The 23,051-nt window shown below is 42.3% G+C and carries 21 protein-coding genes; 4 read left to right on the forward strand and 17 right to left on the reverse strand.

What is annotated here, in order from left to right; translation table 11 throughout:
- Positions 1 to 7 precede the first annotated feature (7 nt).
- From ISX45_RS11720 to zapA, 7 genes are all read right to left on the reverse strand, one after another.
- A complete protein-coding gene (locus ISX45_RS11720; RefSeq protein WP_181554646.1) occupies positions 8 to 592 on the reverse strand; it encodes a fatty acid metabolism transcriptional regulator FadR in 585 nt (194 codons plus the stop codon).
- 124 nt (positions 593 to 716) lie between these two features.
- The gene (locus ISX45_RS11725; protein WP_194520692.1) at positions 717 to 2,390 is read right to left on the reverse strand and encodes an AMP-binding protein; all 1,674 of its coding nucleotides are present in this window, start codon (positions 2,388 to 2,390) and stop codon (positions 717 to 719) included.
- A 234-nt stretch (positions 2,391 to 2,624) separates the two neighbouring features.
- Positions 2,625 to 3,032: a DUF350 domain-containing protein gene (locus ISX45_RS11730; RefSeq protein ID WP_181554648.1), complete on the reverse strand. Its 408-nt coding sequence runs from the start codon at positions 3,030 to 3,032 to the stop codon at positions 2,625 to 2,627.
- Positions 3,033 to 3,047: 15 nt separating this feature from the next.
- On the reverse strand, positions 3,048 to 5,405 hold the full coding sequence (locus tag ISX45_RS11735; RefSeq protein WP_194519045.1) for an endonuclease MutS2: 2,358 nt from the start codon (positions 5,403 to 5,405) through the stop codon (positions 3,048 to 3,050).
- A gap of 22 nt (positions 5,406 to 5,427) precedes the next feature.
- Complete coding sequence (gene polX, locus ISX45_RS11740; protein WP_194519046.1) at positions 5,428 to 7,152, reverse strand: DNA polymerase/3'-5' exonuclease PolX; 1,725 nt, start codon at positions 7,150 to 7,152, stop codon at positions 5,428 to 5,430.
- Between the two features lie 96 nt (positions 7,153 to 7,248).
- Positions 7,249 to 7,788: a CvpA family protein gene (locus ISX45_RS11745; RefSeq protein WP_181554651.1), complete on the reverse strand. Its 540-nt coding sequence runs from the start codon at positions 7,786 to 7,788 to the stop codon at positions 7,249 to 7,251.
- Between the two features lie 4 nt (positions 7,789 to 7,792).
- Entirely contained in the window at positions 7,793 to 8,056 is a 264-nt protein-coding gene (gene zapA, locus ISX45_RS11750; protein WP_181554652.1) for a cell division protein ZapA, read from the reverse strand.
- Between the two features lie 116 nt (positions 8,057 to 8,172).
- On the opposite strand from zapA, the gene rnhC reads away from it, so the two are divergent.
- Positions 8,173 to 9,078: a ribonuclease HIII gene (rnhC, locus tag ISX45_RS11755; protein WP_181554653.1), complete on the forward strand. Its 906-nt coding sequence runs from the start codon at positions 8,173 to 8,175 to the stop codon at positions 9,076 to 9,078.
- 237 nt (positions 9,079 to 9,315) lie between these two features.
- On the opposite strand, the gene ISX45_RS11760 is transcribed toward rnhC, so the two are convergent.
- From ISX45_RS11760 to ISX45_RS11770, 3 genes are all read right to left on the reverse strand, one after another.
- Positions 9,316 to 9,990 carry a type 1 glutamine amidotransferase domain-containing protein gene (locus ISX45_RS11760; protein ID WP_181554654.1) on the reverse strand — a complete coding sequence of 225 codons (675 nt, stop codon included), beginning with the start codon at positions 9,988 to 9,990 and terminating at the stop codon, positions 9,316 to 9,318.
- Positions 9,991 to 10,517: 527 nt separating this feature from the next.
- On the reverse strand, positions 10,518 to 13,643 hold the full coding sequence (locus ISX45_RS11765; protein ID WP_194519047.1) for an MMPL family transporter: 3,126 nt from the start codon (positions 13,641 to 13,643) through the stop codon (positions 10,518 to 10,520).
- Entirely contained in the window at positions 13,640 to 14,092 is a 453-nt protein-coding gene (locus ISX45_RS11770) for a MarR family winged helix-turn-helix transcriptional regulator (protein WP_194519048.1), read from the reverse strand. The genes ISX45_RS11765 and ISX45_RS11770 overlap by 4 nt, the downstream gene beginning before the upstream one ends.
- 279 nt (positions 14,093 to 14,371) lie before the next feature.
- On the opposite strand from ISX45_RS11770, the gene ISX45_RS19940 reads away from it, so the two are divergent.
- The 3 genes from ISX45_RS19940 (at position 14,372) to ISX45_RS11785 (ending at position 15,763) form a co-directional block, all read left to right on the forward strand.
- Positions 14,372 to 14,494: a hypothetical protein gene (locus ISX45_RS19940; protein WP_258560993.1), complete on the forward strand. Its 123-nt coding sequence runs from the start codon at positions 14,372 to 14,374 to the stop codon at positions 14,492 to 14,494.
- Between the two features lie 193 nt (positions 14,495 to 14,687).
- Positions 14,688 to 15,245: a helix-turn-helix domain-containing protein gene (locus ISX45_RS11780; protein ID WP_228485543.1), complete on the forward strand. Its 558-nt coding sequence runs from the start codon at positions 14,688 to 14,690 to the stop codon at positions 15,243 to 15,245.
- The gene (locus ISX45_RS11785) at positions 15,224 to 15,763 is read left to right on the forward strand and encodes an IS630 family transposase (RefSeq protein ID WP_194519049.1); all 540 of its coding nucleotides are present in this window, start codon (positions 15,224 to 15,226) and stop codon (positions 15,761 to 15,763) included. Before ISX45_RS11780 ends, ISX45_RS11785 begins: the two co-directional genes overlap by 22 nt.
- A gap of 262 nt (positions 15,764 to 16,025) precedes the next feature.
- Here ISX45_RS11785 and ISX45_RS11790 read toward each other — a convergent pair whose 3' ends face one another.
- From ISX45_RS11790 to pheT, 7 genes are all read right to left on the reverse strand, one after another.
- The gene (locus tag ISX45_RS11790; protein WP_194519050.1) at positions 16,026 to 16,973 is read right to left on the reverse strand and encodes an ABC transporter permease; all 948 of its coding nucleotides are present in this window, start codon (positions 16,971 to 16,973) and stop codon (positions 16,026 to 16,028) included.
- Complete coding sequence (locus ISX45_RS11795; RefSeq protein ID WP_194519051.1) at positions 16,966 to 17,880, reverse strand: ABC transporter ATP-binding protein; 915 nt, start codon at positions 17,878 to 17,880, stop codon at positions 16,966 to 16,968. Before ISX45_RS11795 ends, ISX45_RS11790 begins: the two co-directional genes overlap by 8 nt.
- Positions 17,877 to 18,581, reverse strand: a complete 705-nt coding sequence (locus tag ISX45_RS11800) for an ABC transporter ATP-binding protein (protein WP_181554659.1) — start codon at positions 18,579 to 18,581, stop codon at positions 17,877 to 17,879. Before ISX45_RS11800 ends, ISX45_RS11795 begins: the two co-directional genes overlap by 4 nt.
- Positions 18,582 to 18,584: 3 nt before the next feature.
- Positions 18,585 to 18,956, reverse strand: coding sequence for a GntR family transcriptional regulator (locus ISX45_RS11805; protein WP_194519052.1), 372 nt, complete (start codon positions 18,954 to 18,956; stop codon positions 18,585 to 18,587).
- 5 nt (positions 18,957 to 18,961) lie between these two features.
- Positions 18,962 to 19,741 carry a hypothetical protein gene (locus tag ISX45_RS11810; RefSeq protein WP_194519053.1) on the reverse strand — a complete coding sequence of 260 codons (780 nt, stop codon included), beginning with the start codon at positions 19,739 to 19,741 and terminating at the stop codon, positions 18,962 to 18,964.
- A 353-nt stretch (positions 19,742 to 20,094) separates the two neighbouring features.
- Positions 20,095 to 20,277: a hypothetical protein gene (locus ISX45_RS19660; protein WP_228485544.1), complete on the reverse strand. Its 183-nt coding sequence runs from the start codon at positions 20,275 to 20,277 to the stop codon at positions 20,095 to 20,097.
- A gap of 347 nt (positions 20,278 to 20,624) precedes the next feature.
- Positions 20,625 to 23,039, reverse strand: a complete 2,415-nt coding sequence (gene pheT / locus ISX45_RS11820; RefSeq protein ID WP_194519054.1) for a phenylalanine--tRNA ligase subunit beta — start codon at positions 23,037 to 23,039, stop codon at positions 20,625 to 20,627.
- Positions 23,040 to 23,051 lie beyond the last annotated feature (12 nt).

A 23,051-nucleotide genomic window follows, 5' to 3' on the forward strand; every position in this document is an offset into this window, starting at 1 on the left:
CTTGGATTCAAGAGGCGGAGCAGCCTCTTGTCAACAGCTCGTGAACAGGTTTGGCTAAAGCCACTAAATCGTATTTTTGCTCATTCATCACCCATGTCGTTACCGTTTCATCAATCGTACCGAAAATCATTTGTCTTGCAAGGCGAACATCTAAATCTTTGCGAAACTCTCCTTTTTCGATTCCTTCTTTGACAATCTGATCGACAACGCGTAAATAGCCTTTTAGCACTTCGTTAATTCGTAGACGCAATTCTTTATTTGATTGACGCAATTCAAGTTGAGTAACGATCGCTAAGTGACGATCAGCAGATAATAGTTGAAAATGTTTTTCTACTAACACATATAACTTCTGTGAAGGACTCGAAATTCCTTCTATTTCTTGCCCAATTTTCTCAATAAATGAGCCCATTTTTTCACGAAAAAGCGAAACGAGAATATCTTCTTTATTTTTAAAGTATAAATAAATCGTTCCGTCTGCGACCCCCGCTTGTTTTGCAATTTTGGATACTTGTGCTTGGTGGTAGCCGTTTTCGGCAATGACAACTACTGCTGCTTCGATGATTTGTTTAAATTTCGGTTTGTCTCTTTTCAACACTCATTCTCCTTTTTAAAATATGAATGAATAATCATTCATATTTCTATTTTAAAAACTATCTGTTAATTTTGTCAAGATAAAGTTTTACAAAAGAAAGAGCCTTTTCCGTTGGCAGGCCCTTTTACCCTTTTTTGTTTTCCTCTTCCACTAACACCCGGCGTAAAATTTTCCCGACCGCTGTTTTTGGAAGCTCTTTACGGAACTCATAGATACGCGGCACTTTATAGGCTGCCAATCGACTTCTCATAAATTCGTCCAACTCTTCTTCGGTACACTGTTCTCCTTCTTTGAGCACGATAACCGCCTTCACTGTTTCGCCTCGATATTCGTGCGGAACGCCAACAACGACCGCTTCTTTCACTTTTGGATGCTCATATAATACTTCTTCGACCTCGCGCGGATAAATATTATATCCGCTAGCAATAATTATATCTTTCTTGCGGTCGACGATGAAGAAATATCCACGTTCATCCATATATCCTACATCCCCTGTATATAGCCAGCCGTCGCGCAATACACTTTCCGTCTCAAATGGCTGGTTCCAATATCCTTTCATCACTTGTGGACCACGAATAATAAGTTCACCAATTTCGTTCACCTTCGCTTCTTGTCCAGTTTCTAGCGAGATAATCTTTGCCTCCGTATCCGGCCACGGAACGCCAATGCTTCCTTTTATCCGTTCACCGTCCCATAAAAAATTCGCATGGGTAACAGGGGATGCTTCAGTTAAACCGTATCCTTCAATGAGCTTTCCTCCGGTTATTTGTTCAAATTTCTCCTGCACCTCTACCGGCAGCGGAGCCGAACCGCTAATGCATGCTTTGATGGACGACAAATCATAACGGGATAAGTTTGGATGATTTAATAGTGCGATATACATCGTCGGTGCTCCGGGGAACAACGTCGGTTTTTGCTTTTCGATCGTTTTTAGCGTCATTTCGACATCAAATTTCGGGAGGAGAATCATTTTATACGCTCGCATGATCGCTAAATTCATAATCGTCGTCATGCCGTACACGTGAAAAAATGGCAATACTCCTAAAATCGCTTCATTCCCTTTTTCGCAGCGGTACATCCAATGAACGCACATCAACGTGTTCGCAATTAAATTGCGATGGGTAAGCATCGCTGCTTTCGGAAACCCTGTCGTGCCACCCGTATATTGCAGCAATGCAACATCTTCAACTGGGTCGACCTCAACATTGATTTCGTTTGGGCTCGTTCGGGCAACAATATTGGAAAAGAGATGCTGGTCGTCACGCTCTTCGATTTGCACCGCAACCGGCTGCTGCCTTTTTTGCACAAATGGATAGAGCCATTTTTTCAGTGGCGGTAAATAATCTTTGATGCTCGTAATAATGATGTGCTTAACGTTCGTGTGTCCTTTTACTTTGACCGCCTTTGGATAAAGTATATCCAATGTAATTAACACCGTTGCTCCGCTATCGTTAAGTTGGTATTCAAGCTCGCGTTCCGTATAAAGCGGGTTCGTTTGTACGACGATTCCTCCAGCGAACAGCACCCCGTAATAGCTGATGACTGACTGCGGACAGTTTGGGAGCATAATCGAGACACGATCTCCTTTATTTAGTCCGATGTTCACGAGATAGTTTGCGAAAGCTAACGACTGTTCGTACACCTCTTGAAAAGTTAACGTTTTTCCAAGAAAATAAATCGCTTCTTTTTGCCCAAATTGCGCTGCCGTTTCCCTTAAATAGTCCGGTAGCGTTTTTGCCGGATAGTCAAGATGTGGCGAAATTTGCGGCGGGTAATAAGCGAGCCACGGTTTTTCCATCATATCCCCTCCGTGTTTGATTATTCAGACGATTCATTTTTATTTTATTATACTTTTCGAAATTTTACATCATAAAAAAAATAAGCGCCTACTATTGCTGTTGTAGGACGCTTATTGTTTTCTTATTAAGCAAAAAATAATAAGTAAACAATGCCGATGACAAGAAAGACACCACATAAAACAAATAATACCTTCGCTAATGTCTCCATCTCTCTTTTACTCCCCGTATTCGTTCTAATGAATTCCTTCACCAATCACAAATGATAAGCCGATCGAAATGACCATAGAAATCAAGCCGACCGCACGATTATCCTTGGCAATCTCCTCGTCAATATTAAATTTTGGCGTTAAAAATTCATAAATAAAATAGGCGATAAGCAATAAAATAAACCCGTACACACCCCAACCGATCATCGCAAGCAGTGAATCATGATGATGAAGTGCATATCGAAAAATATTAGCGATACCAAAAATTTTTCCACCCGTTGCCATGGCAACAGCCACGTTTCCATTTTGAATCTCATCCCAATTTTTATATTTGGTGACGAGCTCAAAAATCGCTAAAAACACAACCATACATAGGACAGCTACACTAAAATTTGCTGCAATTTTCACTACTTCATTTTCCCAAAAGGAGTTCATCGTCTTCGCCCCTTATTATTTCAATTCCACAATCGTAACACCCGTTCCTCCTTCAGTTGCCTCGCCAAAGCGAATGTTTTTGACGGAACGGTGTTTTTTCAAAAATTCTTGTACTCCTTTTCGCAACGCTCCTGTGCCTTTTCCGTGAATAATCGAAACGCGCGGATAACCAGCTAAAAGCGCATCATCAATATATTTTTCGAGGCGGACAATCGCATCCTCATACCGTTCCCCGCGCAAATCAAGCTCAAGCCCAACATGATAGTCCTTTCCTTTGACAGTTGCTAGCGGCTTCGTTTCTGTCGGTTTCGAGCTGCCGATATACTCCAGCTCGCGCTCTTTAATTTTCATTTTTAAAATGCCGAGCTGCACTTGCCATTCATCGTCAGATACTTTTTCAAGCAAGTAACCTTTCTGATTTAAATGAACGACTTTCACTTCGTCACCAGGACGAAATTCATGATGCGTCCGCTTCGCCGCTTTCACTTTTTTCTTCGAATCGAACGTTGGTACTGCTTCTTCTAACCGTTTTTTCGCAGCAATCAGCTCGTGCTCCTTAATTTCCGCCTGCTTTTCTTTCTGCATTTGCCGAAGCTCACGAATGATGTGTTCCGCCTCTTGTTGAGATGATTTGACGATATCGGCGGCTCTTCGTTTCGCTTCTTCAATAAGTTCATCTCGTTTTTCGTTTAATTCCTCAAGCTTCTCTTCCCACTCGTTGCGAAGCCGCTCCGCTTCTTTCCGTGCGTCTTCAGCCTGTTTCCATTCTTCTTCCGCACGCTTTTTACTATGCTCAAGGGAGGCAATCATATTTTCGACTTTGTTGCTTTCTGCGCTGATATGGGATTTCGCCCGTTCAATGATGCGCTCGTCAAGGCCGAGACGTTTTGATATTTCAAACGCGTTACTCCGCCCTGGAACACCGATTAATAATTTATACGTCGGACTTAATGTTTCGATGTCAAATTCAACGCTCGCATTGATGACGCCGCGTCGATTATACCCGTACGCTTTTAACTCCGGATAATGCGTCGTCGCGACAACGCGCGCTCCGCGTTGATGTACTTCGTCCAAAATGGCAATTGCCAGCGCTGCCCCTTCCTGAGGATCTGTCCCTGCTCCTAATTCGTCAAACAGCACAAGGCTGTCGCTATCAATGTTGCGCAAAATATCGACAATGTTGACCATATGGGACGAAAACGTACTCAAACTTTGTTCAATTGATTGTTCGTCGCCAATGTCGGCATAAACGGAGCGGAACACCGCTAATTCCGAACCGTCCAACGCCGGAATAAAGAGACCTGCTTGCGCCATAAGCGTCAACAGCCCGATCGTTTTTAACGTGACTGTTTTTCCCCCTGTATTCGGACCAGTAATGAGCATCGTTGTGTAATCTTTACCAAGTTCAATATCATTTGGAACGACGACATTCGGATCAATGAGAGGGTGGCGCGCCTTTAACAGGCGAATATAGCCGTGATCGTTCATCAATGGCTTTGTTGCCTTTATTTTCTTTGCGTATTTCGCTTTGGCAAACAAGAAATCGAGTTCGGCTAATATGTTTACGTTCTCTAACAGAGCATCTGCTTGTTCAGCAACTTTTCCCGTTAACTCCATTAAAATTCGCTCAATTTCCTGTTTTTCTTTGACGCGAGCTTCTTGAAGCTGGTTGTTCAAATCGACGACGACTTGCGGCTCAATGAATAACGTCGCTCCGGAAGACGATTGGTCATGAACAATGCCGCCATAAGCGCTGCGATACTCTTGTTTTACCGGGATAACATAACGATCATTGCGAATGGTAATAATCGCGTCCGATAACATTTTTTGCGCCGATGAAGAACGAATCATATTTTCCAATTTTTCGCGAACTCTCGCTTCTGTATTTCGCAGCTGCTGACGAATCGACCGTAAACGCTCGCTGGCATTATCCAGCACTTCACCGTGATCATCGATGCATTTTTTAATTGCTTGCTCGATCTCGGACAACGAAACGAGCCCGGCTGCATATTGCGATAAATGGGAAAACGATGACGAATCCTCCGCGAGCGAATCAATAAATGTTTTCATTTGTCTAGCTGCATACAAGGTACTTGCAATATCGAGCAATTCCTGAGGGCTTAATGTTCCGCCGATACTTGCTCGCTTCACGCTTGACCGTATATCAACAATTCCGTCGAGCGGAACATGCCCGCGCAGACGTAGAGAAGCGACTGCTTCATCGGTTTGCTCCTGCCATTGAACAACTTCATCAAAGTCAGAAGATGGAAATAGCCGCTCTACCTTTTCCTTTCCTAATGACGAAGATACATGTTCTAGCAATTGGGCTTTCACTTTGTCAAACTCTAACACTTTGAAAACTCGTGTATGCACAGATGAAAAACCTCCATGTTTACTATTTTTCGTCATGTCGCCGTAAAAATTGGCGCAGTTCTTCCAACGTCCACGTATTGATCACCGCATCTTTACGAATCCATCCTTTCCGAGCTGCTGCCACGCCCACTTTCATATCCTCTAGCATGTCCAAATGATGGGCATCCGTGTTAATGGCAATTTTGACGCCAGCCTCTTGTGCTTTTTTTAAGTACGAATAGGCTAAATCAAGCCGATGCGGGTTGGCGTTTAATTCAAGCGCTGTATTTGTTTCCCGCGCAAGCTCAATAAGCATATCTATATCTACATCGTAACCATCACGCCGCCCAATTAACCGACCTGTCGGGTGGGCAATGAGATCGACATGATGATTGTTCAATGCCGCTTTTAACCGTGCCATAATCACATCACGCGGCTGGGAAAATCCCGAATGAATCGCGGCAATCACAAAATCCAGTTCCTGAAGCACTTCATCATCATAATCGAGCGTTCCATCAGGCAGAATGTCCATTTCAACGCCGGATAAAATGGTAAAATCATCGTATTTCGCATTTAACCGTTCGATTTCTTCACGTTGTCGTTTTAATCGTTCGACTGTCAAGCCGTTCGCTACTTTCAAAAACTGTGAATGATCGGTAATCGCCATATATCGATATCCTTTTTTGCGGCACGCTTCCGCCATTTCCTCAATGGAGCACGCGCCATCGCTCCAAGCGGAATGCATATGCAAATCCCCTTGAATATCGGAAAAATGAATAAGAGGATAGTCTTCCTGATACCGATCCACTTCACTTCCATCTTCGCGCAATTCTGGCGGAATGAACGGCAATCGAAAATGGGCAAAAAACTCTTTTTCATCCGCAAACGTGATTATTTCGCCTGTTTCTGTGTTCTCGACACCATATTCACTAATTTTTTCCCCGCGCTCTTTCGCCAGTTGCCGCATCCGCACATTATGTTCTTTAGAACCTGTAAAATGATGCAAAGTAGTCGCAAATTGTTCCGGGGTCACTAAGCGAAAATCGACAGCGATCTCATATTCATAGCGAAGCTGTAACGATACTTTTGTGTCGCCACTGGCGATGACAGCAGAAACATTGGCTAACGCAACCAATTGTTCACGTACCCGCTGCGGCTCATTGGTCGCAATGATAAAATCTAAATCTTTCACAGTTTCCTTCATGCGCCGCAGGCTTCCGGCACGGGAAAAGCGAATCACTCCACTCATGTTCCCCAGCTGCTGTTCAATTTCCTCAGCAATCGGCAGCACTAAAGCAAGCGGCAAGCGCTCCGGACGAGAACCCATCTCTTCAATTGCAGCTAAAATCTTTTCTTCGGTTTTCTTTCCGAATCCTGCAAGCGCCTGCACTTTCTGTTCCAAACAAGCAGCCTTTAAAGAAGCGACATCAACAACTCCAAGCTCTTGATATAGCTTGGCAATCTTTTTGCCGCCAAGTCCGGGAATTTTTAAAAGCGAAAATAAACCAGACGGAATCTCGTTTTGTAACTCCTCAAGCACCATTGATCTCCCTGTTTCGAGAAATTCTTTAATGACGGCAGATGTCCCTTTTCCTATTCCCGGAATTTTTGTGAAATCTTCAATTTCTGCTAAACTGCGTTCATCGGTCTCTAACGCGTTCGCCGCCTTGCGAAACGCAGCAATTTTAAACGGATTTTCTCCTTTGATTTCCATATATAACGCAATCGTTTCCAATAGCTGAATCACATCTTTTTTATTGGCTAGCATGACAAACACCACCTATACGTACGATCCACTATGAAAAATGATACAAGTTTTTCGTGAAAAAGTACAAAAAAACTTCCCTATCGGATAGAGAAGTCGCTATGCCATATAATGAATCCACATTTGTTTCAGCATGTCAGATAAAAATGGAGTATGCTTGACAATGACAGTGGCCATAAACGAATGTTGAATCTGGGCCTGCAAACTTTGAATCGGAATGAGGGCACCGACATATAAGAAAAGAAATACGATTAAGTACACCTCAACAAACCCTAACGCACCGCCAGCCCAACGATTCACGCTTCGCAACAGCGGCAATTGTGCGACGAAATCAAGCATAGAACCAATAATTTGCATAATAATTTTCGTCGCAAAAAATAAAATCGCAAACGCCATCGCTCGATAGTAAGCTTCGTCAAGATGCGCGCTTTCAAATAACATTTTGACCGTCTCCGGATCGCCGAACGAAGGATACGGAATCCATAATCGAAGCGTCGGTGCAAATTTTTCGTAGTTCATATAGGCAACGACAAATGCGATGATAAATCCTGTCATATGAATAAACTGCAAAATAAATCCGCGTTTTAAGCCAATCATAAATCCCATTAAAAGGATGAAAAGCAATACTAAATCAACCATTCAGTCACTCATCCTTTTCTTTTTTCATTTGCTGTAAAAGTCGATCGTAGTCCTCTTTTAATTTTATGTATTCATGAACGACATTGACAGCCGTTAATACCGCCAGTTTATTAATATCTAATGTCGGGTTTTTCGCGCTAATTTCTCGCATTTTATCATCGACAATCGACGCCACTAACCGAATATGGCTAGAGCTTTCCGTGCCAACAATCGCATATTGCTGTCCATATATGTCGACCGTAATCCGCGTTTTTTGTTGCTCTGCCAAATTATTTCCCCCATTCGTAAAAATCCTAATGTTTATCATACCATGAATGCTGGTATAATGAAAAGACGTGACCTTTCCCCTTCCGGTGGATGAATCTTTAATAGGAGATGAGGAATTTGGCCAATCACGTCATAAAAGCAACGAAAATGATGATCGATGAAATGAGGCAGCATTATGCTTCTTATATAACAGATCACCTTCCAACGGGCGCTTTATTTGTTGCCAAACTAGCAGGTTGCACGATTACTGCGTATCGCTCGGGAAAAGTGCTGTTTCAAGGAAAAGAGGCAGAACGAGAAGCAGCACGGTGGACAAATGAATCGGTAAAAGAGTCAGTACCTGTTCAACAACCGCACTGGACAGCTGTATCGGCGATCGGATCGGATGAAGTCGGAACAGGAGATTATTTCGGACCAATCGTCGTCGTCGCTGCTTATGTCGCAAAAGAAAACATTGAAACTATCAAAAACATGGGAGTGAAAGATTCGAAATTGTTAACGGATGAAGCAATTCGCCGGCTTGCTCCTTCGCTCATGAAAGCCATCCCGTATTGCTCCGTCGTTCTTTCGAATCCAACGTACAACGAATGGCAAGCAAGCGGAATGCCGCAAACCAAAATGAAAGCATTGTTACATAATGAAGCAATTCGAAAGCTCGTTCAACAGCTCGCACCGCTTGAACCGGAAGCAATTTTAATTGACCAATTTATTGAACGTGATTTATATTTCCGATATTTAGAAGGAGAAAAAGAGGTTATCTGCGAACGAGTATATTGTTATCCAAAAGCAGAAACGATTCATGTCGCCGTCGCCGCTGCTTCGATGATCGCTCGCTATGTATTTTTGAATGAAATGGAACAATTAAGCAAGCAGGTAGGCATGGAGCTTCCAAAAGGAGCAGGGGAGCAAGTCGACCAAGTGGCGGCGAAGTTAATGGAAACGCACGGACTTTCTGTACTTGATACATGCGCCAAACTTCACTTCGCCAATACAGACAAAGCGAGACGTATCGCCCATATATAAAAAAGCGTAAGCGTCCTTCCTATTGGCAACAAGCGCTAGAGATTCACCGAAAAGGTCCCATTCGTCTCTTGTCACGTCCTGTGGCCCGCCGAATGCCGGACATTGTGCCCTTCATCAATAGTTTGAGTCGAAGCTATCTCAAGACGATAGTACGTGAAGCTAGGCACAATGTTTGCTTTCTTACCTTTTCAAAAAAGCACCGTACAAAACGTTGTTGTTTTGTACGGTGCTTTTGCTTTATGAACCATAATTTTCGATCGCTTCGATCACTTTTTCCGCTGTGCTTCTGCTTGACTGCGGATTTTGTCCCGTTACTAAATTCCCATCACGAACAGAGAAATCTGTCCATTTTTCTCCAGAAACAAAATTAGCTCCTCTTAAGCGCAAAGTAGATTCAAGCAAAAATGGCATATACTTATCTAATTGCACTTCTCTTTCTTCTTCGTCAGTAAACGCGGTTACGGTTTTTCCTTTTACTAACGGAGTTCCGTCCTTATATGTTACATTAACAAGACCCGATGGCCCGTGGCACACGGCACCAATGACTCTGCCGTCCTCTGCAAATTGCTGCAATACATATTGGAGTGTTTCATTATCTGGGAAATCAAACATCGTCCCGTGGCCACCCGGAAGGAAAATGGCATCAAATCCAGCTGCATCCTCCTTGCTTAAACGAGCTGTGCTTTTCAACTCTTCTTCCGCTTTTGCCCATTCAGGTTTCTTTTCATTTATACTGCGGGGATCAAGAGGCACCTCTCCTCCTTGAATACTTGCTACCTTGACATCATATCCTTTTTCCTTAAAGACAAGATAAGGAACCGCAAATTCCTCAAGCCAAAGCCCCGTTTTATGATCATCTGTAATCGTCGTATGATTTGTAACAACCATTAAAATACGCTTCGTATTCGCCATTGTCATCCCTCCCTGTTTATGTAAGTTACTGATATCATATACTACCTTTTTCTGAAACTCCAAAAATATGCTTATGTATGACAAAATAAAAAATTTTTTCGGAAACGTCATTCTTATTGTGTAACCAACGAGCAAAATCAGTTCTTACGTTCTTTAGTTATTAAGAATGTTTGTATCTATTGATTGAGATATAGAGTCCTTGAATATGGTCGTGCTCCTTCACTGACAAATTAATTCCTATGTATTCCTTTAACTAGGTTGTTTCGTAAAAAAGAGAGCTTCGATTCCTGTTTCATAGGATCGGTGGGTATTCCTTTCTCACTAATCATTCTTTACATATTCATTCTTTGAAGATACAACTCATGTATTGTTTCTGAAGAATTCCTCATTTTTTCTGCCTTCATGGAACAAGCGCTTATGAATAGAAGTGACATCATGGGATTGGTGCTCTTTTCATTTTATATATATTCTCTCTAATGAGGATGCCCAAAAGCTTTTACTTTTGGGCATCCACTTTTCACGTTACATCACTGTTTCATAAACGGCCACCAATTGGCGTTTCCAAACGTTTTTACCATAACAGGAACGAATAATGGCAAAACGACAAGCGCATACAAGACTAATCCGGTTAATACAATGGTTGCAATTTCCAAAAGCGATAACACTCCAGACGGATACATCGCCGCAAACGTTCCACCTAAAATGACAGCGGCGGAAATAATGACCGTTCCCATGTTGCGCATCGCCAAAAGCATTGCCTCTTGTACCGGTTTGTCTCTATATTCGTTAAAGCGATCCATAAGGAAAATGCTATAGTCAATACCCAAGGCGATTAAAATAACAAACGCGAAGAACGGAACCGCCCAGTTAATGCCATCATAACCTAGCCATTGTACAAAAATAAGCTCGGTTACCGCCATGGAGGTGTAATACGTTAAAATAAGCGATAAAATTAAATAGATCGGCATAACAAATGAACGAAGCAATGCAATTAAAATCAAAGCAATTCCAATTAACATCAAAACAACAGTACGAGAATAGTCTTTTGCCGAAATCGCATGCAAATCGGAATAAATGCTTGTCACACCACCGACAGCTACTTTCGCATTCTCCAGTTTCGTCTCTTTGACTGCACGCTCTATGGCTTGCTTAATATCATCAATTTGGTTCATCGCTGCTGTCGAATACGGATTTTTCTTGAACACGACATCAAATGTTACGACTTTCCCATCTTTAGACATATATACCTCTTTTGCTTGGGCAAACTCTTTGCTGTCAAGCACTTGTTTCGGCATATACCACCCGGTCATTTCCTCATCCGGCGAAGAGGAAAGCTCAGACAAATAATTTTCGGCAGAACCAAGACCATTTGCTACTTGACGGAGCCCATCCGCGCTTTTATCGAGTCCCGTAATTAGCTGATTCATTTGCCCGTCAAGTTGGGAAAATCCATTTAACAGCTGTTCCTGGCCAGCGTTGAGTTGACTTAATCCATTTGACAACTGCGGCAATTGGTGGATAATTTGCTGTTGGCCATCCGCCGCTTTTTCCATGCCTTGCTGCAGTTTTTCAAGACCGTTAATCAGCTTCGTCATGCCATCGATCAGTGCTTTTTGTCCGGCAATCAATTGGGCAAACGAGCCATTTGCTTGACGAACGCCATCGCTTACTTGACGAAGGGCATCGTTAACTTGTTGAAATCCAACCGCCATTTGTTTCGATTGTTGCGTTAGTTGGAAGGCCGCCATTTTCACTTGTTGATACTCACGGTCTTGCTGCAATTCTTGGTGATTTTGTTCAATATGATTCAACGATTCGTTCATCGCTGATAGTTGTTGCGATAATGCGTTGACCCCTGTTTCCATATTCTCGTATTGTTCAAGAAGCGAAGATAAGCTAGAACCTGCCGTTTCGTACCCTTGCAACAATTGTTGCGCACCGGCTAACAGTTTCTTGGCATTGGTGTGAATGTCCTCTAATCCTTTCTTGATGTCACCCGCCCCCATAGAGCCATTGCGAATGCCTTGTTCAATTTGCGAAAGTCCCTTTTGCAGATCGCCAACCCCTGACTTTAATTCGTTCGTTCCTGATACAAGCACCTGAATACCGCTTGTGGCTTGCTTTAGTTTCGGCGCCGAAGCGGAAAGTTGCTCGCTTGCTTTGTTCAATCCGGAACTAATTTGTTCAATTCCTTTATTTCCTTGCCCGAGACCTTCTTTTAAGCTTTTCGCTTGTTCCGTCACAAATAATTGTTGAATTGGCTCTCCTGTTGGTCTTGTGACTGAGCGCACTTTGTCAACTCCGTCGACCTTTTCAACTTCGCGGCTCACTTTTTCAATGAGCGCAAAATATTCAGGCTCATTCATGTTTTCATCATTTTTCATGACAATTTGTGTCGGCATCGCTTCGCCTGGATTAAAACTTTTGGCAATAATGTTAAATGCTTTTACCGATGCATAGTCATCACCGATTTCCTCAAGGGAGTTAAACGATAAATCCCCATCATATGTCAACAAAACAGGAAGAGAAATAACCGCCACAATCAATAAGGCAGCAAGCGGTCTTGCAAACGAAAAGCGTCCGGCAAAATCCCATAGTTTACTTTGTTTATGCTCCAGCTTCCCTTTGGCCGGCCAAAATAATTTTGGACCAAGCACTGCCATAAAGAATGGCACGAGTGTCATGAGCGCCACAAGTAAAATCGCCACCCCTACCGCTACCGCGGCAGCCGACTGATACAATTTAAACGTCGATAACCCAATGGCCGCGAACCCGATCATCACCGCAAATCCGCTAAATAACACCGTTTTTCCAGCGGTACGATACGTCGCGACAATCGCGTCGGTTCGACTTTCGTGTTGCGATAATTCTTCTTTAAACCGGCTCAGCAACAAAATACAATAATCGGTCCCAATCCCGAACAACACCGCGACTAAAAATGTCTGCGTAAACGTGGACAGCGGAAAGTTCACATTGTCGACTAAAAACGCAACGAGCGATTGGGAAGCCAAATACGTCATCCCGACGGTGAGAAGCGGAACAAATGGAGCGACAAACGAGCGAAACACCACAAAAAGCACGACTAAAATGAACACAACCGTAATACCTTCTGTTTTCTTTAATCCTGCTTGTGAGCTAGCCACAACATCTTCATCAATCATCCAACTGCTTGTGTAATAATGGTCTAATGAAATATCATCGATCGCCTTGTAAAGGGCGCTGCTCATTTCTTTCGCACTTCGTCCATTTCGCTCCATGTGAATTGATGTTAATATCGTCGTTCCGTCTTTCGAAACAAGTTCATCCTTCAATTCTTTTTCTTTGACAGGAGAAACAATCTCCGTAATCCCTAACTTTCCTTTGTTGTTTTCAAGCTCTCGAATCGCTTTTTCGGCTTCCTTCCAATCTTTATCATCCAAGCGACCGTCGCGATGAAACACGAGCGCAACGGTAACTTCGTTGCCTTTCTGTTCTTTTTTCTGCACGTCATATAAAATTTCGGTTGCCAACGAGGAAGAATATCCTTTTGGAACGGTAATTTGTCCCTTTTCACGGACAAGCTCCGCCATATTCGGCGCTGTCATCATCAACACAACAACACTAGCGACCCATGCAAGCAAAACGAACCATTTTCCTTTCACGATGGCCCTCATTGTGTTTCCTCCAACTCTTGTAAAATTCTTGCTAGTTTTTCATACGTTTGAATAAATGATTCAATTTCTTGTTCCGAAAATTTCATTATGAGCGATTCGACTAATTTATGAATTTTTTCTTCTGTTTTTACGAACCATTCGTTTCCTTTTTCGGTTAGCGTTAAATAGACGACACGCCTGTCGTTTTCATCGCGCGTTCGTTGAATCAGTCCTTTATCAACAAGACGGTTCATCATCGCTGTGATCGCACTTTTGTTTACGCCAAACACCGATGCTAATTCTGTTGAAGTGCATGTTTCCCGTTTCTTCACGTAACGTAAAAGATAATACTGGTCGTTTGTCATATCTTCGTCGATTTCACACTTCACTAATGCTGCCGCTTTTTTCGTCACCAAAAACGAAACAGAAAGATACCGCTCAATGAGCTCATTAATTTTTTCCCTTTGCAAAATCTCACCTCTTCCACAAAAATAGTTCAACTATTTAACTATTAAACAATTTAACTATGTAGATGGAAAAAGTCAACGGAAAAGATTTTTATTTACAAAATAACGGTATAACAATGAAAAAGTGAGACGATGAAGAATAAAATAAGAACTAGCAAACACACATTCGTACCAAGACTATCTTCAATGGGAAGGACACTGGAAACTGATCGACGGCATCCCTTACAACATGAGTCCCTCCCAACTTGGGAGCATCAATTTGCTGTAGGGGAATTATCATTTTTGTTGCGTTCTTATTTTCTGAATAAAAATTGCTATGCAGCGATCGCTCCCTTTGATGTCCGATTTGCGCTAGACGATGATTACGAACATGCAACCAATGTCGTTCATTATCATTTGTCATAAACACCAATTAACCCAAAATGGATGTTTAGGCGCTCGGGTGCTCATTGTGGAGGTACTATCATCGTCCGCCGTCCTAAAAGATCGAAATGAAAAATTTAAACTATATAAATTCAGTTTGAAATTCCGACATGTTTAACCAATGCCTATTCTTGTCTATACTGCTCCTAAACAGATGAATCAAAGGAGCGGATGAATGATGAAGAAAAAAGGATTACAAATTACGAACAATCATGGTTGGACCATCGAACGTCTTCAAGAACAGGAACGCAGAATGAAAAATGCGAACATGGCGAAACGAATGGCGGTGATTCGTCTGATTATGCAAGGCTATTTGGGAATCCAAGTCGCTGAGCTGTTGAACATCCATCGTGAAACCGTTTCGATTTACGTTCAAAAGTTTAATCAAGGTGGCATGGATGCGCTATTAGAACGCCATTATGCTCCCGGTAGAAAGCCGTATCTGTCTCCAGACGAAGAACGCGAATTAAGAAAGATGTTGGAAGAAAGCACCCCTGCCAATGAAGGATATGGCATCGAAACCAGCTGGAATACACGAATCATTCAACATGTGTTAGAAGAGAAATTTTCTGTCACCATGTCTCGCGGTGGGATTTGTGATATGCTCCATCGATGGGGATTTCGCTATACACACCCTACGTATACCCTCAAACGGGCGAATCCTCAAAAACAAAAAGAGTTTCAACAAGAAATGGAACTCATAAAAAAAACTTGTCCGACAACACAGTCATAATCTATGAAGATGAAAGTCATATTCGCGACTACCAAGCTCTTCGTACCACATGGAGTGTCAAAGGGCGTCAAAAACAAATCCCTACGTATGGACACCACGCGACGGTTAGCTTATTAGGCGGTGTGAATATCGAAACGGGTGAATTTCTCGGTATGGAAACGGACCAATGTAATGCACAGGCTTTTCTGCAGTTTCTCCAATACACATTGGACCAGTATCCAGATCAACATGTCGTGATGGTCTTGGATAACGCAAAAATTCATCATGCCAAAGTTCTTCAGCCTTTTTTACAGGAGCACGAAGAACAGTTAACTTTTGTATTCTTACCCCCTTATTCGCCGAATTTAAATTTAGTTGAACGAATTTGGGGTTGGCTGAAAGAGAGTGTCATTGCCAATCGGTTTCATCCCAATCGAAAAGAGTTGCGAGAATCGATTGTTTCGTTCTTAGAGTACCTTTCTGAATTTCCAGAAAAAGTGCTCCAACGCATCGGACAGGTGGTTATGTCGGAAAATTAATCTGAATCTATATATATGTGCACTTCGATGCTCAAGAATACTGAATTGCAGATCCCATTTATCGGACGATAGAAGCGTTCAAACTAGAGAACGGATTTTTCAAAAAAAGAGAAACGTTTGGCATAGGACAACAACTAACGTGTCTTTTGTTTTTCCTGATTTCACGTTCGAAGCGAATTCGATATTTTTTCAAACATAAAAAAGGATGTCGCCATATCATCTCGGTCGGCATCCTTTCATGGTTATAATTACTTTTCCCATATCACGCGGCAATATCGCGTTTCCGAAAAATGAGCCAAGTGAAACTACTAAATACAATAAAATAAACAAATAGCATTAGGATGGAAAATGACATCGTCATTCCTTTCACAAGCGGAACTCCATCAATGTATCGTAGCAAATCGGTATTAGCAAATAACAAATATTTCGCCCATTTAAATTTCATCGCCAGCAACGCTGTCACTTCCGTACCGACAAACATAAGAAAAATCGCCAAACCAATCGCAAGAGAACTGTTGCGGAATATTGCGGATATCATAAAGGCAAACGTTGTCATCATCACAAGGGTGGCACAATTTAACCCATATACACGTATAACATGGAACAACATATTTGTTTCAACGACGTTTCCATTTTGATACGCTAGATATGGCGTACGAATATGGTCGATTCCAAAAACAATGGCACTGATGATAGACGAAAACATCAGTAACAACAGCAGCATGCAGAAAGCAAATAAAAGAGTCGCTGCATACTTTGACAGTAAAATTTTTGAACGGCTTGCCGGACGAATTAACAGCAGCTTAATCGTCCCCCATGAAAATTCACTGGCAATACTTCCCGCGGCAACAATAATCGTAAATAGAGTAATGAGCTGAATCATATCCGCTGAATTAACCATATATCCCCAAAACGAATTGGAAGGAACCGGCCTTATATCATGTTCAAGGCGATATTCATTAATTTTCAACTGCTGTTCTAAGTGGTTTTTATACATCTTAGGTAGTTTTTCGTCTGAAAGCTGCTCCTTAAGTGTTTGAATCTCCGAGGCAACTCCCGCCTTCCAATTTTGCTGTTCTTTATGTGTTGCTTTTGTAATCAATGCTCCTGCCAATGTCGCCAAAGCAAGCAGCCCGATCATAAACCATGTGCTTATTCTCCTATAAATTTTCATATTTTCGTTTTGAATCAATGAGATGATACTAGGCAATTTCGTTTCCTCCCGTCATTTCTAAAAATCTTTCTTCTAACGATTTCGTCATCGTTTGAATACCATACACTTTTATATGTTCAGACACTAACATCGCATTTAAGCGAGGAATTTCCTCATAATCTATGGAAACTTCAATTCCCTGATTAGTAGGTTTCATGTTGATACTAGAATATGCCCTTTTAATAATGCTTAACGCTTGCTCCACGGGCTCAACCGTAATCAGCACCTTTTGAGCTTGCTTCGACAGCTCTTGAACCGATTCGATTCCTACTAATCTTCCATGTTGAATAATAGCAAACCGATCGCACATCATTTCCATTTCCGAGAGAAGATGACTCGAAACAATCACCGCTAATCCTTCCTGTTTTGCCAGCTTACGCAAATAGTCGCGTATTTCGCGAATGCCAGCAGGATCAAGTCCATTCGTCGGCTCATCTAAAATAAGTAAGGAAGGTTTATGCAGCAAAGCTTGCGCTAATCCTAATCGCTGTCTCATTCCAAGCGAGTACGTTTTCACTTTGTCATGAATTCGTTTTTCCAAGCCGACCAGCTTGACAACCTCATCGATTCGCTCCTTTGTTACTCCTTTTGCCATTCGCGCATAGTGCAGTAAATTTTGATAACCCGTTAAAAATTTATACATCTCCGGATTTTCCACAATGGCTCCAACATGTTGTATCGCTTTTTCAAAGTCTTTTTTAATACTGATTCCATTAATCAGCACTTCACCGCTAGTCATTCCCATCAGTCCTACAATCATGCGAATCGTTGTCGTTTTTCCCGCCCCGTTTGGTCCGAGAAAACCAAACACTTCTCCGGCAAATACTTCCAATGATAAATCGTGAATAATTGTTTTCTTTCCAATATCTTTCCTTACATTCTTTAGTTGTAGCAGCGGTTTCATTGTTTTTCTTCTCCTTCGTAAATTTTTTTAAGCCAGCCAGCGACACTGCAACGACTCTTTTCTCTTAATTCGTCCACGAAAGCTCGTTCCACCACTTTTCCGTCACGAAGAAAAATGACTTCATCTAACAAGCTCTCCACCTCATCGACTTCATGCGTGGTCATAACAATAGTCTGTTTTTCTAAATCAACAAACGATATCAATCCCTTAATAATCAATTCACGAACCATCGGATCCAGTCCCGATAACGGTTCATCCATAAGCAAAACCGGTACTTCTCTTGCCAAAGCAAAGGCGATTTTCGCTCGACCGCGACCTCCTTTTGACAAATGTTTTAGTTTTTTTACCGGTTCTATTTGCATAAAGTCCAGTATGTCACGTGCTTTTTCCATATTGAAATCCATAAATTGAGAAGCGTAAAACTCCAGCATATCTTGAACGGTAAATCCGTCATAGTAAGCATCCAGTTCTGATAAATATGCGACATTTCTACCTATTCTTCTTGTCACCTCATGTCCGTCAACGAAGACTTTCCCGTTCGTCGGAAACACCAATCCAGCAATTAACTTTAAAAAGGTCGATTTTCCGCTTCCGTTCGCTCCAAGTACCCCAATGATTTTCCCTTTTTCCATGCTCAACGATATATCGTCTAACGCGACGACATTGCCGTACTTTTTCGTCACATTTTTCAATTGAATCATTGTTTATACCCCCTCTCCCTGACTGAAGTCTTTTAACGAAGCAACAATTTCATCAATCGTAAACCCTAATTCTTTCATATTTCGCACAAAATCTGACATAATTTCTTGTTTCAGTTGCTCTCTCAATCGTTTGATCACTTCCTCATTTTCCGTCACAAACGTTCCTTGGCCGCGCCGCGTTTCCACAATTCCCATCCTTTCCAGTTCACTGTACGTGCGCTGTATCGTATTCGGATTCACACCTGTTTGCACCGCCATTTCCCTCACCGACGGCAGCTTGTCTCCCGATTTCCATTCGTTTCGTACAATTTTTTTGTTAACTTTCTCCATTATTTGCATATATATCGGTTTCGTTGCATCGAACTCCTCGGTCATCACGCTTACACCTCAACTTTTCTGTCAATTAACCAAGCAGATAAAAGAAATAGCCCAATAGCGATACACGCATAGTAAACAAGTACACCGAGTGGAAAATGTTCTGTTTTTTCCAATATCACATGTTTTCCATTCATCACCATGGTGTTGATAAATTCAATGTCGAAATACCCCCATTTTGTTAATCGATCATATAAAGCAGTTTTTCCAAACCAATTCTCTAACCACGCAAACAAAACAATGATAATAGAAGTCATTATAATACCCAGCTTTGGTGCAAACTGTTTGCATAAGCGGTACACCGTCCAACAAAATACCAACCAAATTGCGATACAAATGGAAAGAAAAACAATATTTCCCGCAACAATCAGTCCGCTATTTAGTACAAGCATAGAATCCCATGTTTCCTTCGCTATATACGAGCCTCGTAATTGCACAAACCCTACGTATGCAAATATTCCAGCAACAAGAAAAGAAACTAGGAATCCCACTACGCCAACGAATAGCTTTGCACCTAATAAGCGAAAAGCTGATTGCGAAGTGTGCAGCCATAAATGTAAGTGTCTTGACTCTATTTGTAAACTGACAAACATAAAGAAAGCTACATAAAAAACATGAAAAGCTACAATCACTATAGATGGAACAAACAGAATTCCCGGATCACCATACTTTAGCGAAAATGCATATGCAATCAAATTACTAATCACAACAAACCCAACACTTCCGAAAATACACAGTCTGGAAATACGAAATTCCTTTTTTAAAAGACCAACCCACGGATTCATGCTGTATCCCCCTAATATTAGTGAATTAGTGTTCTAGTCACATAGTACACTAATATTCAAAAAATGTAAATACATCTTTTTCCTTTTTTCATACACAAAAACGATCAAAAATCGTCGTATGCTTAAACAAAGAAAACAAGGCAAATAAAAAAGATGCCGTAAAATCGTGCTAGATCGATATTCAACGCTATTCCACATCTCGAAATATCTCGCTACTGTGTCCATACTCCTGATAACAGAATCAAATGCTACTCCTACTCCATGATCGTTTCGGCATAAACGTTTCCTTCTTCTAACACGTTTTGACGAACAGTTTGATGATGCGGGTCAACGATCTAACACTCCATTGTCCCCTATAATAAATATCTGAAATCTGTCTTATAAGTAGGCGGACTGGCTACTTCTATCGCGACAATCGGAAGCTCTTTGTATCCGTCAATAACCTTCACCGGCCGTTCACAATCAACTGCTGCATCGGGCTGGACAAACTCGTTCATCATTTCCCTATTATGTTCTAGCTTCACGGACCCTTGCATGTACTTTTTCTTTAATTAGTAAAACGATTTGGTGTTCTAACACGGGGAACGGAGACATATTCACCGCTTCATACATACACGTCACCCCTTGCCAATGGTTTTGTTTCCTCCATGATTTTCCGTATTTTGAATGACATAAATTTCGATCGTTTATTTACCGGTAAAGAAGTGCAAAAACACTAACAGCTTATTAGTACGCGGAATATCAATAATGCGATATACTTTCCAGATCCTCTTTTTTGTACTCATACATCCACTCTCACTTTCTATCTCCTTTCTATAAAACGTAACGCACAGCATAAAAGCAGCCCCCACGTTATGCTTCCGCATAAAATGGGGGCTTACTTTTATCCGCGCAATGTCGCGCCGAATTGTTTTTCAACTGCTTTGATGACTTGTTCGTGTACGGCTGTCACTTCTTCGTCTGTCAATGTGCGTTCTGGGTCGAAGTAACGGAGGGAGAAGGCAATGGACTTTTTGCCATCAGGTAGACGGTCGCCTTTGTACACGTCGAAAATCGTTACTTCTTTCAGCAATTCGCCGCCTGCTTCGATGATTGCTTGTTGAATATCCCCTGCAATCACTTGCTCATCAACAACAAGAGCAATATCACGTGTGATCGATGGGAAGCGTGGAATTAGCGAGTAGCGAATGTCCTCCACTTCTGCGTTCAACAAGTCGGTCAAGGCTAATTCAAAAACGTACGTTTCTTTTACATCATAGTCTTTTTGCACGCGTGGATGCAATTGACCGACAAAGCCGATTACGTTCCCGTCAAGCAAAATATCTGCCGTGCGTCCCGGATGCATATGCTCGCGTTTTGCTTGCTTATATTCAATGCGTTGTTCTAAGCCAAGCAGATGGAATAATCCATCAAGAATTCCTTTGACGACATAAAAATCAACCGCTTTTTTCTCCCCTTGCCATAGGTTTGCGTGCCATAAGCCAGTGATCGCTCCAGCTAAACGTTCTTTTTCTTCTGGAAGTTCATGTGCATCTTTTGTTAAATACACCGCACCTGTTTCGTACACTGCAACGTTTTCCACTTGACGCGCACGGTTATAGCTGACAACTTCGAGCAAATGCGGCAGTAAGCTTTGACGAAGAACACTGCGCTCTTCGCTCATCGGAAGCGCCAAGCGAATCGGTTTTGCTGTTTCTAAAGCGAACATCGTCGCTTTTGCTTCACTTGTTAAGGAGTACGTAATCGCTTGGAATAGACCGACATCTTCTAAATAACGGCGCACTTTGCGGCGTTTTGCTTGATACGACGTCAGTTTTCCCGGCTTGGATTCCGCAATCGGCAACGTTGCCGGCAAGCGGTCATAGCCATACAATCTCGCTACTTCTTCGATAATATCTTCTTCAATAGAAATATCGCGACGACGTGATGGAACGGTAATCGTAAATATTTCGTTATCTTCGGTAAAGGCGAATTGTAAGTTTGTTAAAATCGTTGCGACTTCCTCTTTTGTAATGTTCGTGCCAAGCACTCGATTGATGCGGTCAAGTGTAATGGTAACCGTCACTTTTTCTTGCTTGAGCGTATTCACTTCGACGACGCCACCAACCACCTCTCCGCCAGCATACTCGACCATTAACGCAGCCGCGCGGTCTAACGCCTCCTTTGTACGCGCCGGATCAATGCCTTTTTCAAAACGCGTGCTTGCTTCACTGCGCAAGCCGTGGTCTTTGGACGCTTTTCGAATCGTCGCGCTTGTAAAATAAGCGGACTCAATAAACACGGTCGTTGTGTCGTTTTGTACTTCGGAATTGGCTCCACCCATGACACCGGCAAGCGCGACAGGCTCTGTTCCGTTTGTAATGACGAGATGGTCTTCCGTTAACGTTCGTTCCGTATCATCCAGTGTAATGATGGTTTCACCTGCTTTGGCACGGCGCACTAAAATCTCTTTGGAGCCGAGACGGTCATAATCGAACGCATGAAGCGGTTGGCCGTACTCAAGCAAAATATAGTTCGTAATATCAACGACATTGTTATGCGGGCGAATGCCGGCTGCCATTAAGCGTGTTTGCATCCAAAGCGGTGATGGTCCGATTTTTACATTTTTCACAATGCGTCCTGCGTATAACGGATTGTCTTCCGTCGCTTCGACGCGCACGGATATATAATCATGAACGTTTTCATCATTTTCGTGAAGCTCGATGGTTGGCAGCTTCACATCCCGGCCTAAAATCGCCGCCACTTCATAGGCAACACCGATCATGCTTAAGCAATCAGCGCGGTTTGGTGTCAAGCCAAGCTCTAATACTTCATCGTCTAAGTTTAATAGCTCTAATGCATCCGCGCCAACGGGAGCATCGCTTGGAAAGACGAAAATTCCGTCTGCATATTCTTTCGGAACAAGTTTTGATTCAACGCCAAGTTCCTGAAGCGAACAAATCATCCCATTCGATTCTTCGCCGCGCAATTTTGCCCGCTTAATTTTGAAGTTGCCTGGCAATACTGCTCCGACTTTGGCAACGGCGACTTTTTGTCCTTTTGCGACATTCGGGGCACCGCAAATAATTTGTACTGGTTCTCCTTCGCCGATATCGACGAGGCATTTGCTTAATTTATCGGCATTGGGATGCTGCTCGCGTTCAAGCACATGTCCAACGACAACCCCTTTTGCCCCTTTATTTAATACTTCTACACTTTCCACTTCAATGCCGCTTTTTGTAATTCGATCAGCTAATTCTTTTACGGTGATTCCCGTTAAATCAACATATTCTTGTAACCATTTATATGAAACAAACATCGTTTAACCCTC

It is taken from the genome of Thermaerobacillus caldiproteolyticus (genome assembly GCF_015326725.1).
Lineage (GTDB): Bacteria > Bacillota > Bacilli > Bacillales > Anoxybacillaceae > Thermaerobacillus > Thermaerobacillus caldiproteolyticus.